The organism is Pseudomonas sp. LBUM920, from assembly GCF_003852315.1.
Lineage (GTDB): Bacteria > Pseudomonadota > Gammaproteobacteria > Pseudomonadales > Pseudomonadaceae > Aquipseudomonas.
The window spans coordinates 2,981,099-2,995,352 of the sequence record NZ_CP027762.1; the positions used below are offsets into that span (position 1 = coordinate 2,981,099).

Consider the following 14,254-nt stretch of genomic DNA (forward strand, 5'->3'; position numbering starts at 1 on the left):
TTCTGATCGCCTCAAACGACCGGAATACGGAGTTTTTTCGTTTACCCGCTGTCACTACTTTGGCCCAGGTTATGCACGCATGGGTTTATCACCCGGTGTGAGCGCCTTGAACCATGGACTTTTCATATAGATCTGCCGCGGGTGTTGAACGTGGTCGCGCAGCAAAGGTGGACATCCCCATGATGCGTCTTTGTGCTGTTTTGGTTCTCTCCCTGCTCGGTGGCCTGATTTCAGTGCACGCCGCCCCAGCGCCGCACCCGCATTGGAGTGTGGGCTTCCATCGCATGACCTTTCTCGACCCGCTGGACCTGCAGCCGATGAAAGCCATCGCGTTTTATCCGTCGACCGACGATGAGCACAGCACTGCGTTGGGCGCCTATCACGTCGCCGCCACCGAAGACTCCAAGGTCGCCATCGGCCGCTTTCCGATGCTGATGCTGTCCCACGGCAACACCGGTACGCCACTGGCCCTGCACGACCTGGCCACGTCTTTGGCACGCAAGGGGTTTGTCGTGGTGGCCGTGTTGCACCCTGGCGACAACTACAAGGATCACAGCCGCCTGGGCACCGTGAGTAACCTGTACGGCCGGCCGATTCAGATCTCCGAAGCGATCACCGCCACCCTCGGCGACCCGATGCTGTCGCCGTTCGTGAACGTCGATCAGGTGGGCGTAATCGGTTACTCCGCCGGCGGCGAAACCGCGTTGATCCTGGCCGGCGCCAAGCCGGATTTCGACCGCCTGCGCCGTTATTGCCAGGAGCGCCCGGAAGACCGCGACGCATGCACCACCAAAGGCGAACTGGTGGTCGACCGCGACGACTTGCAGCCACAGGCCGACCCGCGCATTCATGCCTTGATGCTGATGGCGCCGTTGAGCCTGATGTTTGGCCGCCATACCCTGGCGGATGTGCATGTGCCCGTGCTGCTTTACAGCGGCGACGGCGACAAACTGGTGGCGGTGGACAAGAACGCCGCTGCGCTGGCGCGCAAACTGCCGGAGCCGCCGGATTTCAAACTGTTGGCGGGCGCCGGGCATTTCGTGTTCATGGCGCCGTGTGACAGCGACCAGTTGGTGGCGATGCCGGCGATCTGCACCGATGCCGATGGCGTCGACCGCGAAGGCATCCACCGCGACCTGATTTCAGAAGCGGGGCGCTTCTTCTCCCACACGCTGGGCCAAGCGACCCGCGCCGGTATGCAGACCGCTGATCAGTAAGCGCGGCGTTTGAGCAGCACGGTCAGCCCCAGCGCCGTGACCGATAGCAGCGCGGCGCAAAAGAAGATCCAGCCGTAGCCCAGGTTCAGGGCCACGGCGCCCATCAATGGCCCGGCAATCGCCAGGGCCAGATCAAAAAACACCGCATACGCACTCAAGCCGGCGCCACGGCTGCTATTGGGCACTTGCTTGATGGCTTCGACGCCAAGCGCCGGGTACACCAGCGACAGGCCAAAACCCGTGAGCCCGGCACCGATCAACGCAACCCCGGTTGAGGGCGCCAGCCACAGCAGCGTCAGGCCCAGGGTTTCAATGGTCATGCAGGCAATCGCTGCACTGAACCCGCCAAAACGGCTGATGGCAGAGATGAACACCAGGCGCGACAGGATAAAACACACGCCAAATACCGTCAGGCAATACGCTGCCCCGGCCCAGCCGCGATTGAGGTAATACAGGGTAATAAAGGTGGTCAGCGTGCCATAGCCAATCGACGCCAGGCACAGGCTGGTGCCAAACGGCGCAATGCGCCCGAACACCGCCCAAAAGGGCAGCCGTTCGCCGCGTACCACGGGCACCGAAGGCTTATTGCGGATCAGCACCAGACCCAACGCCGCCAGCACCGTCAAGGCGATGCCGAGGCTGGTGTAGCCATAATCCGCCACCATCACCACGCCCAGCGGCGCGCCAATCGCAATGGCGCCGTAGGAGGCAATGCCATTCCACGAAATCGAGCGCGCGGTGTGTTCAGCGCCCACCGCGCCCATGCACCAACTGATGGTGCCCACGCCAATCAGCCCTTGAGCTACGCCAAGCAACAGCCGGCCGACGATCAGGATGCCCAGGCTCAGCGCGGGCAGGCTCTCGACCAGCGTCGCGAAAAACGTCAGCACACCGCTGACCAGAATACCGGCCAGGCCCAGCACAATTGCCCGCTTGGTGCCGACGTTATCGGACATGCGCCCAGCCATGGGCCGGCTGAGCAGGGTGGCCAGGTACTGCGAACCGATGGTGATCCCGGCCACCACCGCGCTGAAACCCAGGTTTTCATGCACATAGCCCGGGATTACCGCGATCGGCAGGCCGATGCAGATAAAGGCGATGAAGGTGTAGAAGACGATGGAGACGATCTGCAGGGTGATCGACAGTGAAGTGGGGGCAGTGGCAGGCATGGTCACTCGTTCGCGGGCGGGCGGTGACGGCATGATGGCAAGGGCGTGGGGGAAAAGGAAGCAGGCTAACTAGTTTGTTTGATGGCTGGGTTTATTATGGTGAGCGGGCTGCTTGTGGCGAGCAGGCTTGCCCTGCGTTGGGCTGCGCAGCAGCCCCAATAAAAAACACCGCGTTCTGCCAGGCAGAACGCGGTGTCTGATTTTAGGGCCGCTTCGCAGCCCAACGCAGGGCAAGCCTGCTCGCCACAACAAGCCAGCTCACAGGGCAAGCCAGCTCACTACAGTGGCGTTACTTAGAACACCACGCCCTGGCTGCGCAGGTAATCGTCGTAGGTGCCGCTGAAGTCGATCACGCCGTTGGCGCTCAACTCGATGATGCGGGTGGCCAGCGACGATACGAACTCACGGTCGTGGCTGACGAAGATCAGCGTGCCCGGGTAGTTTTCCAGCGCCAGGTTCAGCGCTTCGATGGATTCCATGTCCAAGTGGTTGGTCGGTTCGTCCATGATCAGCACGTTCGGCTTTTGCAGGATCAGCTTGCCGAACAACATGCGGCCTTGCTCACCACCGGAAATCACCTTGACCGACTTGAGGATCTCGTCGTTGGAGAACAGCATGCGGCCCAAAGTGCCGCGAATCATTTGTTCGCCTTGCGTCCACTGACCCATCCAGTCGAACAGGGTGACGTCGTCTTCGAAGTCGTGCGCGTGGTCCTGAGCGTAGTAGCCCAGTTCGGCAGCGTCGGTCCACTTGATGCTGCCGGCGTCCGGGGTCAATTCATTGACCAGGGTGCGCAGCAGGGTGGTCTTGCCGATACCGTTCGGGCCGATGATCGCAACACGCTCGCCTGCTTCAACCTGGAAGCTGAAGTCTTTGAACAACGGCTTGCCGTCGAAACCCTTGGCCATTTTTTCGACCATCACGGCCTGGCGGTGCAGCTTCTTGTTCTGATCGAAACGGATGAACGGGCTCACGCGGCTCGAAGGCTTGACCTCGGCCAGCTGGATCTTGTCGATCGCCTTGGCACGGGAAGTGGCCTGCTTGGCTTTGGAGGCGTTGGCCGAGAAGCGGCTGACGAACGATTGCAGCTCGGAAATCTGGGCTTTCTTCTTGGCGTTGTCCGACAGCAGTTGCTCGCGGGACTGGGTCGCCACGGTCATGTACTCGTCGTAGTTGCCCGGGAACAGGCGCAGCTCGCCGTAGTCCAGGTCAGCCATGTGGGTGCACACGCTGTTCAGGAAGTGACGGTCGTGAGAGATGATGATCATCAGGCTGGAGCGCTGGGTCAGGATGTTTTCCAGCCAGCGGATGGTGTTGATGTCCAGGTGGTTGGTCGGTTCGTCGAGCAACAGCACTTCAGGGTCGGAGAACAGCGCCTGGGCCAGCAATACGCGCAGTTTCCAGCCTGGGGACACTTCGCTCATCGGGCCGAAGTGTTGCTCCAGCGGAATACCCAGGCCCAGCAGCAGCTCGCCGGCGCGGGATTCGGCGGTGTAGCCGTCCATTTCGGCGAATTCGGTTTCCAGCTCGGCCACGGCCATGCCGTCGTCTTCGCTCATTTCCGGCAGCGAGTAGATGCGGTCGCGCTCAGCCTTGACCTTCCACAGCTCTTCGTGGCCCATGATCACGGTGTCGAGCACGGTGAATTCTTCGTAGGCGAACTGGTCCTGACGCAGTTTACCCAGGCGTACGTTCGGCTCGAGCATGACCTGGCCGCCGGACGGATCAAGGTCGCCGCCAAGGATTTTCATGAAGGTCGACTTGCCGCAACCGTTGGCACCGATCAAACCATAACGGTTGCCGGCGCCGAATTTGACCGAGACATTCTCGAAGAGCGGCTTGGCGCCGAACTGCATGGTGATGTTAGCTGTGGAGATCAATTACTTTACCTATCAATAGCTTAGGGTGCGCTTATTTGAGCTGGGACCAATTTGGGACCAATCTGGAGCTTTTCCATTTCGCTCCAGTCCGAGCTTGAGTTGATCCAACGCGCATAAGTCGAGAGCAGCATCTGCACACTATGGCCGAGCTGCTGGGAGATGAAGGCGGGGTTCATGCCAGACATAATGCATATTGTCGCATAGGTGTGACGACAGTTGTATGGCGGCCGACGACGGATATTCAGAGCGTTCAAAGTCGGAATCCACTGCTTGTGCAGGTCAGATGTCTGTTTCACGTACTCCGAGTTCTTTGACGGCGGGAAAATGAAGGGCGTTTCCAGCACTTTCCCTTTGCCTTTTTTCCGACGCTCCGCGTACTCCCTGGCAAATTGCAGGGCGTGCATGGCCCGGTCATTCAACAAAACGAATCGGTCTCCGCCGGTTTTCGTGCGTTCCACCACTTCCCCCAAGGCGATCCCGCGACATACGTGGGCCGTCCTCTTCTCTTCGTCAACCGCATCCCAGCGCGTCGCCAGGGCTTCGGATAGGCGCATCCCCGTAAAAAAAACAAACTCAAAAAATGCCGCATAGATCGTACTGGGCCAGTGACTGTGCTCGTACATTTTGGCGATGATCTGGTTTGCCTCGTCTAGGGTGAACGGGTCGATTTCCTTCTTAATACGCTTGGGCAGCTCCAGGATCGCCGCCGGGTTCTTTGGGATCAACTCCTCAGACACAGCGGAGTTCAGTATTGTCGACAGCTTCGAGATCGCGTTGCGCTTCACCCCTGGCGACTTCCACTCCCTGGAAGCCATAACCCGGCGGAGCAGCGTGGTGGTGATCAGGTCGATCCGCACCAGGGCCAGCCCAGGCATCCAGTACCTGTTTAGCGCTCCCTTGTAATTCCCCTTCGTGCCGGCCACTACCTCGCGGCTATCCAGCCAGAGCTGAGCGTACTCGCCGAAGTTGATCTTCCCGCCGGCGACGTTGCTGGAACTGGGGAATAGCTCGGCGTACTTGTCGTCGTCGAGCAACCCCAGCTTGATCAGCCCCTTTACCTGATCAACAACCTGTGAGGCTGATTTGATTCCTTTCTGTGTCGCGGGATAGGGGAGCGTTTCACTGCGCCGGCTGCCGTTCCACATAAATCGGATGCGGATCGATCCGTGGTGGAGGTCCATTCCTGCGGGCAGACCCACTGACTTTCGAGCCATTCGTAATATCTCCTGATGCTGTAGATGATTCTGCTGCCATGCTTATTCCAGACGCCAAGAGGTATCTGGTTCCTGGCTCGCTTTGAGCGCAGCGCCGCAATAGTGGTGCCGAGGATTTCGGCCATTTGCGCCTCGGGAACCTTGTCACCGGTGACGCCATCGTTCAGTTGTTCTGCCGCTGACATATCTACCTCCCGCCGGCCGCAGTGGGCCGCACCGTCTTGATGATGTGAACGATGAAACCGAAGGTGATCAGCAGCCAGGCGCAGGTGCCGGCGATGGCGTAGAGGATGTCGGCCTTTTCACCGTCCTCCAGAAGGCATGGGCCGATCCAGAAGAGCCAGCAGCCGCTGCCGACCAGGTACAGCAAAGCGCCCAGCAGGATCAGGGTGAGTTTGAATGCGAACATGTAGTGTCCTTGCCGCGCTGGGCGGCTTAGTAAAATTTTTATATGGCGGAGTGGGTGCGTCGTGCTACTTTTTTGGTTGTTCGCTCAACCAGTGTTTACAAACTGCAGCCTTACCGGGGGACTTGCATCTGGCTTGAGCGAGCTCTTATTCAAAGCTGTAGTGCGCCGCGCTGGGCGGTAGAAGGTGGGTTAGTCGGTTCGGAAGACTTCGGCGCGAATGGCTTGCCAGTCTTGCTTGGTGGTCACCGGCTCATGCCCAAACCACCGTTCCGCCTGTTTCGCCAAGTCCTCGCGGGCCTGCCTCCAACCGCCGCCACGACGAAGCGCGCACACTCGCACTTGGTCGCCGAGCGATTTGCACTTCCCGATCTTCGTTTCTGCGCAAATAAACATGCGTGCATACCTCGCCCGCCGCTCACCGGCAGGCATGTAGGGGGTTTGGGTTAGGGCGATGTGGTCTGAGCCGCCCATACAGCTTTCCCTTGCTCGGTCGCTTGGAAAAGAGATCCATATGCCGATGTTCCAGCCGATCCGCACCATTTCAGCAAGCCAAGGTCTTCAAGCTTTCCGGTAGTGCGCGTGTGCGACGATTTGTAGAAATTCGGAAGACTGCTCACTGCGACACCGAGCACTTTCAATTGCGCGGGCGACAATCGCGGCGCGCGTTTCATGGCCTCGGCCCCTTGTAGATGAAGACGTAGGCGAACCAGAGGGTGGCGATCACGACTTCCTGCTCCGGGTGACATCCTCTTCGGTGACGATGTGCGGCGTAACGTCCTTGATCGTGAAGAACACCGGCTGGCAATGCTTGCGAGCCCACGCCATAAGTGGCCGCATCGCCCGTTCCAGATCCGCCTTCGCCTTTGCGTCGAGTGTTGGGTAGTTGTCCGCCCACTCGCCCGCGTCGCTGTCGTAAGCGCGCTCGCTCATGTGGTCGAGCAATTCACTTTGGTCTGGCAGAAAGGCCGCCGGATCGTCCTTGCATTCAGTTCCGCGATAGACCGTGCCGCCTTCGTACAAGCCCAAGCTGAAGCTGGCCGGGTGTCCATCTCCATCACTGTCATGGCCATAGTGGTCCTTCAGCAATTCATCAAGGCTATCGTAATCCCAAGAACCATTCTCACCTGTGAGCGACCACTTCTCGCCGGTTGCGGGCGCTTCATAGTCAGGAATCGCGTTCGCAGCGGCAAAAGGCAGGGCAGCCCGGAACTGTTCCAGGTACTCGCTCGGCTTCGATCCCCAGCGATTAACCAGGCACTCAGCATCAACCGCTGAACCTTCGCCTTCAGGCTCTCCAGACGGTTCACCCGGCACCATGAAGAACTCGCGCTCGACATCGTGCAGAAGATCGGAGAAACGTTTGGTGTTTTCGATGTTGGCCAACAGTGTCGACAGTTCGTGGTTTGAGCTGAGGCCGAACACGTTGTAGATGGCGGTCAACTCTGGCTTATGCTTGGGCATGACTTCGTCCTCGCCGCTATAGCGGCTGACTTTCGATAGATTGGGAGTGATTAAAAAATCTTTTTGAATGGGTATATCGCTGAGATTCGCCTCGGTCGCATAATCGCCGCCTTAACATCAGGGCGACGCAGATGAGAAACAGAGGCAAGGTTTTCTGGAATTGGGCGGACCCCGCGATTCACACTCGATCCGTGGATGAACGGCAGCCAGATGGCACATTGCTGAATGTCCAAGTGCGAATGTCACTGCTCGGCAGAACCGAACTGTTTATAGGTGTTTACGGGCCGGATGAAAGGATGCTTTTTGAAGAAGCTCCAGAGTCAGCACCAGGAGAATCTATGACAGCGGCTCTGGCGAGGGGGCTTGATCAAGCGCGCCGAAAAGCCCCAGGCGCTCTTCGATCAGTTTCGAGCCGCAACCCAGAGAAGCTTCCTAGAGCTGGTTCCAAACAAGCGAAGCAGTAGACCGTCGATTGCGGGGAACGATTACCATTACGCTTTGTCATCCGTTTGATGGGTACGACACGGAGTCTCCGGCTAGGCCTGTCGCAAGGCGAATCCATGAGCGGTTTAGATGACTTCAGATTCAAATCTCACCACCTCTTGATCGAACTCGATGCGGCCACCAGCAAAATGATGATGATGGTTTCAGCAAAGGAAGTGGCCGGCGTTGATTGGGATGCTGCTACGCTTCGCCATCACCACGCGTTTGAGGCGTGGAACTCATTTCTCAATTCGTCAGACGTTACTCCAAGTGATCAAGGCTGATTTGATCGCTAGGGGATTTTTGGCTGCTGGATTTGAAGGGGAAGGGGTTACAGGTTTGCAGTGGAGTACGGATGTACTCCTATCGGGATTTGGCAGATTCTTCCTGCTTTGCCTGGCGCGCCTTGAAGCGTTCGTAAGGCCCGCCTGGCAGAGAGGCGATGGCGTTAGCTGCTTTGATAAGCAGATTGCCCTGCTGCTCCAGAGCCTTCGGTATGAAGTGTTTGAAGCGGCTGCCGGTCGGGTAATAGGTGTCGTAGGCTAAGCGGCTACAAAGCGTGGAAGCCTCATCAAGTCCGCAGCTGCGGCCATACGCGTGCAGCCTATCGCGCTCCTGAGTCAATTCATCGATCCGCTCATCCGCTGCGGTCAGGCGCTGTTGCAGCTCTTTCTCTCTGCGTTCTGAGGCGGCGCACCGCTCGGCAGCATCCAGAAATAGGCGGGTGGCGTTATCAAAGTCTTCCGCCTGGACAACCCAAGGCTGGAACAGCGCTTTCGAAACGCCCTCGACTCCTGGAATGAAGCCTTTTAGCTTCCATCGCATTACTTCGGACACAGTAATTTCCTTGCCGGGCCATGCCCGGGCGGTGGAGTGGGGGAGTTACGCGGCGAGGCGATGGTAAAGCTCGATGATGTCGGCGGCGTTAGCCCTGACCAGGGCTTCAGCTTCGTCCGGACAAACGCTGTTGCCTATGAGTCTGACCTGATTCGTCTTGTTGATCGGCAGCCACTGCTCGGCACCGGTGGCTGGATCAACGAACAGGCCTCGGTCGATGATGTAGTTCTTGTCGAACCCTTGGGCGGCCTTCAGTTCTGGCGGCTGCAGCATGCGCAAGGTGATGTCCACCAGCACGTAGCCGCCGATCATGATCATCTCGGCCGGCTCTTTGAAATGCTCCGGCAGATGCTCGTGCATGAAGGCGGCGCAGCGCCGGGCGCCATCCATCTGTTCGGGCGTCAGCGTATCCGGCACCTGAACCACTTCGACGAGGGCAACGCGGTCTTTTGTGGGCAGCGTGTGCATCGGCTCCGTCAGCGAAACGCCGCCCTTGTCGCACCCGTAGTACTTCACCAGGTACGCAGTGGCCAGTCGCTGGTTGGCCCCTGACTGGCAGATCGTCGACGTTGGCTGGTATGCCGATCGGCCGTCGCCTTTGTAAAATCCGCCGTTGGCCTGCTCGAAGAATGCCGCCGTCACCGCGTGGTGCCCGGTGCTGGTGGCGACCACGGCCAGAGGCCCGTCAACATCGGCCCCCACAGATCCCTTGCGCAGCGTGACCATGTTCGCCGCCACGATGCCGTGACGCGCTGCACCGGCTAGCACAGTCTGCGCAGGATCATCAGGCGAGCTTCCAACGGCGTTCTGTCCGAATGCTGTCATGTGCCCACAGACAATGGCCTGCTCGCCGCGATTCGCGCCGGTGACCGTGCGTGCCGACTCGTCCGGTGAGTATCCGCTGCGTTCCCCGTGGTGCGTGAGGTGGGTCAGGTGACACGCTGCCATCGCGAAATGACCACCTTTCACCTGGGCAACCTGAGTGCGCAGTGCTTCCTGCACGTCGAAGTTACGTTGCGATGACCCATTGGCGCATTCGGTGAGGAACGGCGCCGCCACGGGCTGCACCAGGCCGTGATGGGTTCCGCCGGCGCTGATGGTTGAAATCGAGTCATCCACGCTGTGTGTGCTGGTGTGCGCTTCCGACGTCCCGCGCATCGGCACAATGAATGGCTTCTCACTGGTGATGACGTGGCGCCACATGCCCTTGGCCACCCGGCGGCGCGTATTCAGTGCCATGGGCTTGTCCCGGAAGATCGTCTTACCCAGGTTGCTCCAGTCAATGCACTCGGCGGCCGTGCGCCAGGGCAGTTGTTTCGCTGTCGGTTTCTTGTGCCGAACTGGCTCAGGCCAAACAATCGGTAGGCCATCGCTACGCGCCACCAGGTAGAGGCGCTTGCGGATAGTTGGTGCGCCGGCGTTCGCCGCGATCCGCTCCCGCCATTCGACGTTGTATCCCAGGCCCCGGACCAGGTTTTCCACCGGCACGAAATCACCGATCGACTGCAGAACCTCCGGCATGTCCGGGTGATCGGCTGGCAGGCCGGTGCTGAGCGCCGCAATGAATGACTTGAAGGTGCGCCCGCGCTCAGCCTTGATCGGCTGACCGTCTTCATCGATTGGGCCCCAGTCGCAAAACTCTTCGACGTTCTCCAGGAACATCAGGCGAGGCCGGGTGGCATGCGCCCAGCGAACAACGACCCAGGCCAACCCGCGCACGCCACGGTCGCGCGGTGCACCGCCTTTGGCTTTGCTGTGATGGCGGCAGTCCGGCGACGCCCAGAGAATGCCAACGGGCTGCCCGCCGGTGGCCATGACCGGATCAACCTCAAACACGTCGGCGACGTAGTGCGCGGTTTTGGGGTGATTGGCGCGGTGCACGGCCAGGGCAATCGGGTTGTGGTTTACTGCCACGTCCGGCTCTCGGTACGCCCGGGCAATACCGGTGCTTGCACCGCCGCCGCCGGCGAACAGGTCCACCACCAGTTCTTTCTGGAATGGCAGGCCCATGCTCGGCTGTCCATGGATGAATTGGGGTTTCTTCTGTTGTGCGGACATAGGGGATCCTCGCCGGCTGGCGTGATTGCTCAATTTGGTTTATTTGTGTTCTGCCCGGCATTTCGCCGGAAAGGAGATAGTGATGGCGACAAATCGGGAAGGTGCGCTTGAGATTGCGCTGATTGGTGTTCTTGCGGCTGCCGATCAGCAGGGCCTTGATCTGAAAGGTCTCGGACTGCACGCGAAAGAGCTGATCTCCTTGTATCCGAGTGAGTCCTTAAATAGCGACGAGCGCGTGGCCCGTGCGGTTAATGAGATCGACAAAGCATATGCCAAGGTTGCCGAGGGGAAGCGGTTGTCTGGTATTTCTGAGTAATCTGATCAAGCCGCCTGGCTTTCCAGCTTCGGCGGCCACTCCGAAAACCCCACGCGTGGTGCCTTCGTCTTCGGGTTGATGATCGGTTCGCCCTGGGCGTCGACCAGCGTACGCTTGGCCTTTATTCGCATGTCGCGGCACTTACTGCCCTTGCGTGCCAGCTCAATGAAGTGCTCTGCATACTGGGGTGCGTCGAAGAGCGGGCTGAGCTGCTTTACCCTGACCCCCCCCATGATCTGTTCGGCCTTCTGGGTGACCTTGATCAGCCAGTCATCAACCGATAACTCAATCTTGTGTCCGGGCCGCTTCGGGTCGGGCCGCGTCGTTTTGACAGTCTTCCGGGCCTCAGCCATGGCGACATCGAGGGTCATTCCAAACACTGCAAAGGTGCTCATGGGTCATCTCCAAGCGTGCGCCCGCCTCGCCGGCTGGCGTGATTCGTTGATATGGGGTATTTGTGTATTTCAAATACAGCGAGGGACCGCAGATGGCGCCGATTACTAAAAAATTCGAAATGACTTTAGACGAGTCAATTCAGAAGTTTCCGTGCAAGAAGTGCTGTCTTGAGTCGAACCACAAGGTGGTGGCGAACTACACTGAAAGAGGCTCTGAAGATTACGGCGGCGGCCATACTTTTGACTGGACCGCTTTCAATCAGATTATCCAGTGCCTGGGGTGTGAAGAAATCTCTTTCAGAGTTGAGTCATCAAACTCTGAAGATTGGGATCATGATAACGAAGGTGATATCTATTGGATTTCGGCGGTTACCTATTATCCAGGTCGAGTAGTGGGTTCCAAAATTATAGATCATGCTTCTCTGCCATTGGACATAGGCGAGATCTACCAAGAGGCGCGAAGCGCACTAGATAGTGACCTTCTGATAATTAGCGGGATCGGTATTAGAGCTATATTGGACACGATCTGTTCTGATGTGAAAGCCAAAGGCCGCAACCTAGAGCAAAAGATCGACGATCTACACGAGCGATCTCTAGTAACTAAAGAGGGAGTCCAAACGCTCCACCAAATTCGGGTTTTGGGAAACAACGCGGCGCATCGGGGTACAGCGCACTCCAAAAGCCAGCTTCTCTTAGCCCTTGAGGTCATTGAGCATATACTGATCGGAACATACATAATTCCTTATCGCGCAAAGAAGGTTTTCAAGCATATTGAACCTAAAAAGATAGCTGCCCCAGTCGCTTCGGATGACGAAACAGCTGCATGAAATCATTCTGGAATGGCGATTTCGTCTTCATGCTCGGGCGGGTCATCGGCGAGCGACTTCAGGCCGGCTGCCCGAATTAGTTGCGACACCTTTTCGCTAACTACAAAAGGTGTCGTGACACACTTGAGCATCTGCGCCTGAGTTTCGAAGTCGGCACCGATCAGGTTTATAAGGAGCCTCTGGTGGATGTCCTGCTGATTGTTGATGCTGTGGGCCTTCATCACATTGCGAAGATCGCTCTTGAAAACCCGACCACCTCAACCGTAAACTTCTCGACGCCCAATGCAGCGTCCTTCGCTGCTGCCTTCTCGCGCTTGCGGCGCTGCTTCAAGGCTTCCGCCGTCGTCTGCTGCTCTTCCTCGGCCATGGCCTACCTCTTCGATTTCATGTGCTGGCAAATCAAGCCATGCCTGCCGCCGGCGTTGTCGCACCTGGTTATTGATGCGCTTCATGGATTGCTGGGGAGTTTGAAGCCGTTCTCGCGAGCAATGAGGCGGGCTCGCTTGTAGTCGACGCCGGCCTCCAGGCACGCCTGGTGAAGCGTGGCGCCAGAATCAACGAGTTGCTTCAGCCTTGGCGCGATCTTGTCCCGTTCGGTACGCAGCTTGTTGCTGCGGGTGCTTTTGATTGGCCCGCCCACCTCGCCGCTGACGCCCGGCGCGATCTCCTGGGCCTTGTTGCCGGAGCCGAAGAACGCCTCCAACTGCTGGTTGAGGTTGTCGATGATCGAATCGCGCGGGTTGGGCATAGGCACGCCGATCATTGCGCACCACCTGAGAGCGTCACCTTGACGCCATCGGCTCGCGATTCCAGCGCCTGAGCCAGGTTGCTTGCTTCCTTCCAGGTCCAGCGGAAGCCCTTCACCTTGCCGGTGCAGCGCTCCACGATGTGGTAGGCCTTACCCGAGTCTGTGTTGGGTTTTGAAATCGAAGGAGTGTTTATTTTTTTGTGCGGACACAGGGGGAACCTCGCTTAACCAAAGTTAGTCTCTGTTGAAGCAGTTAGAGATGAGTGACTGACGCTCACGAACGGGGAGGTGGTATGAGATGGATTTTGAAAATCACGAGCCCTAGTGGCGAAGTGTTTTACAGCGAAGCGAAAAGTGGTGATGGAAATAGGCGTCTTTGTGCCGATCCTAAACATGCAGAGCAGTTTGAGAGCCGGACCGACGTTGAGTCGGCGCTAATCTACTTTCAGCTCCTATGGGAATTCAGAGGTCATCAGCACGAAGCCGTAGAGCACAATCAGCTAGATGATCAAATTCAATTGGCGTAATTCCTTGATATTACGAGGATTATGCATGGGCAGCATGTGGCCGTATTGAGGGGAGTGACTTGGTTCTAGTAGATCGAGAATGGCCTATTGATCTCGCATACCCTGATGGCACGACGGCCAAGGTTGACTTAGCTTGCGTTGCCGATTGCGATCTCGTTCTGACGGAGTTGCGGATTGAAGTCTTAACAGCAGACGGTGTGCGAATTTGTTTTGCTGACAAGGCCATGTTAAAAAGTCTCGCGGCAGCCGCTTTGCGCGGGAGAGAAATCGTCGACCAGTTCGTCCAGAAACGCTCGGTTAAATAATCCCTACTTCAAACTCGCTGCCGAGGATCTTGGCAGCACACTTAATCTGCTCGATGCCACCCTCAAACCGGAAACTCAGGTTGAAATAGATCGCGCCGTCCAGTTCTAGGTGAGAAACGCTGCTTACGCAAAGTGCGTCGGAGTTCATGTACGACGCTCCCATACCTTCTCCTGACCGATGATATTGGGGGCAATGCTCTTTCCACCGCGCCACCGCGCGCTCAGGCGCTCGTCCTAGACAACCTATTCGGGCCGACCCTCCTTGGAGGTGCCTTGGCAACCGTGGCGCTGGAGAGGAGCGCGGTATCCGTACTCTTCTAGGCGCCACTAGCGGACACACAGTTCACTAGTGGCGCTGAGCGTCAAGCCTACGTGACAGCCGCAGCTGCTGGAGGGCATCATCGGAGC

General features: G+C 58.2%; 16 protein-coding genes. 4 read left to right on the forward strand and 12 right to left on the reverse strand.

Going from position 1 to position 14,254, the window contains the following annotated elements; all coding sequences use genetic code 11:
- Positions 1-179 precede the first annotated feature (179 nt).
- Positions 180-1,217, forward strand: a complete 1,038-nt coding sequence (locus tag C4J83_RS13815; RefSeq protein ID WP_106577979.1) for an alpha/beta hydrolase family protein — start codon at positions 180-182, stop codon at positions 1,215-1,217.
- On the opposite strand, the gene C4J83_RS13820 is transcribed toward C4J83_RS13815, so the two are convergent.
- The 5 genes from C4J83_RS13820 to C4J83_RS13840 all read right to left on the reverse strand — a co-directional run bounded on the left by C4J83_RS13820 (position 1,211) and on the right by C4J83_RS13840 (position 7,350).
- Positions 1,211-2,386 carry an MFS transporter gene (locus C4J83_RS13820; RefSeq protein WP_119739643.1) on the reverse strand — a complete coding sequence of 392 codons (1,176 nt, stop codon included), beginning with the start codon at positions 2,384-2,386 and terminating at the stop codon, positions 1,211-1,213. The two genes, C4J83_RS13815 and C4J83_RS13820, sit on opposite strands and share 7 nt — an antisense overlap.
- Before the next feature lie 293 nt (positions 2,387-2,679).
- Entirely contained in the window at positions 2,680-4,266 is a 1,587-nt protein-coding gene (locus C4J83_RS13825; RefSeq protein ID WP_106577981.1) for an ABC-F family ATPase, read from the reverse strand.
- A gap of 20 nt (positions 4,267-4,286) precedes the next feature.
- Entirely contained in the window at positions 4,287-5,480 is a 1,194-nt protein-coding gene (locus C4J83_RS13830; RefSeq protein ID WP_124417316.1) for a tyrosine-type recombinase/integrase, read from the reverse strand.
- Positions 5,481-5,667: 187 nt separating this feature from the next.
- Complete coding sequence (locus C4J83_RS13835; protein WP_124417317.1) at positions 5,668-5,889, reverse strand: hypothetical protein; 222 nt, start codon at positions 5,887-5,889, stop codon at positions 5,668-5,670.
- A gap of 720 nt (positions 5,890-6,609) precedes the next feature.
- The gene (locus tag C4J83_RS13840) at positions 6,610-7,350 is read right to left on the reverse strand and encodes a hypothetical protein (RefSeq protein WP_124417318.1); all 741 of its coding nucleotides are present in this window, start codon (positions 7,348-7,350) and stop codon (positions 6,610-6,612) included.
- Positions 7,351-7,910: 560 nt separating this feature from the next.
- On the opposite strand from C4J83_RS13840, the gene C4J83_RS13850 reads away from it, so the two are divergent.
- Entirely contained in the window at positions 7,911-8,117 is a 207-nt protein-coding gene (locus tag C4J83_RS13850; RefSeq protein WP_124417319.1) for a hypothetical protein, read from the forward strand.
- A 79-nt stretch (positions 8,118-8,196) separates the two neighbouring features.
- Here the strand turns inward: C4J83_RS13850 and C4J83_RS13855 are convergent, their stop codons facing one another.
- Complete coding sequence (locus C4J83_RS13855; RefSeq protein WP_124417320.1) at positions 8,197-8,670, reverse strand: hypothetical protein; 474 nt, start codon at positions 8,668-8,670, stop codon at positions 8,197-8,199.
- Between the two features lie 45 nt (positions 8,671-8,715).
- Positions 8,716-10,728, reverse strand: coding sequence for a DNA cytosine methyltransferase (locus tag C4J83_RS13860; RefSeq protein ID WP_124417321.1), 2,013 nt, complete (start codon positions 10,726-10,728; stop codon positions 8,716-8,718).
- Positions 10,729-10,810: 82 nt separating this feature from the next.
- On the opposite strand from C4J83_RS13860, the gene C4J83_RS13865 reads away from it, so the two are divergent.
- On the forward strand, positions 10,811-11,044 hold the full coding sequence (locus C4J83_RS13865; RefSeq protein WP_124417322.1) for a hypothetical protein: 234 nt from the start codon (positions 10,811-10,813) through the stop codon (positions 11,042-11,044).
- Positions 11,045-11,049: 5 nt separating this feature from the next.
- On the opposite strand, the gene C4J83_RS13870 is transcribed toward C4J83_RS13865, so the two are convergent.
- On the reverse strand, positions 11,050-11,439 hold the full coding sequence (locus C4J83_RS13870) for a hypothetical protein (RefSeq protein ID WP_124417323.1): 390 nt from the start codon (positions 11,437-11,439) through the stop codon (positions 11,050-11,052).
- A gap of 92 nt (positions 11,440-11,531) precedes the next feature.
- On the opposite strand from C4J83_RS13870, the gene C4J83_RS13875 reads away from it, so the two are divergent.
- Positions 11,532-12,266 carry a DUF4145 domain-containing protein gene (locus tag C4J83_RS13875; protein WP_124417324.1) on the forward strand — a complete coding sequence of 245 codons (735 nt, stop codon included), beginning with the start codon at positions 11,532-11,534 and terminating at the stop codon, positions 12,264-12,266.
- Positions 12,267-12,268: 2 nt separating this feature from the next.
- On the opposite strand, the gene C4J83_RS31125 is transcribed toward C4J83_RS13875, so the two are convergent.
- The 4 genes from C4J83_RS31125 to C4J83_RS30485 form a co-directional block, all read right to left on the reverse strand.
- Positions 12,269-12,490 carry a hypothetical protein gene (locus C4J83_RS31125; protein ID WP_372239307.1) on the reverse strand — a complete coding sequence of 74 codons (222 nt, stop codon included), beginning with the start codon at positions 12,488-12,490 and terminating at the stop codon, positions 12,269-12,271.
- Entirely contained in the window at positions 12,487-12,633 is a 147-nt protein-coding gene (locus tag C4J83_RS31130) for a hypothetical protein (protein ID WP_372239308.1), read from the reverse strand. The genes C4J83_RS31125 and C4J83_RS31130 overlap by 4 nt, the downstream gene beginning before the upstream one ends.
- 81 nt (positions 12,634-12,714) lie before the next feature.
- Positions 12,715-13,029, reverse strand: a complete 315-nt coding sequence (locus C4J83_RS13885; RefSeq protein ID WP_124417325.1) for a hypothetical protein — start codon at positions 13,027-13,029, stop codon at positions 12,715-12,717.
- Positions 13,030-13,838: 809 nt separating this feature from the next.
- A complete protein-coding gene (locus C4J83_RS30485) occupies positions 13,839-13,994 on the reverse strand; it encodes a hypothetical protein (RefSeq protein WP_164487929.1) in 156 nt (51 codons plus the stop codon).
- Between the last annotated feature and the right edge of the window lie 260 nt (positions 13,995-14,254).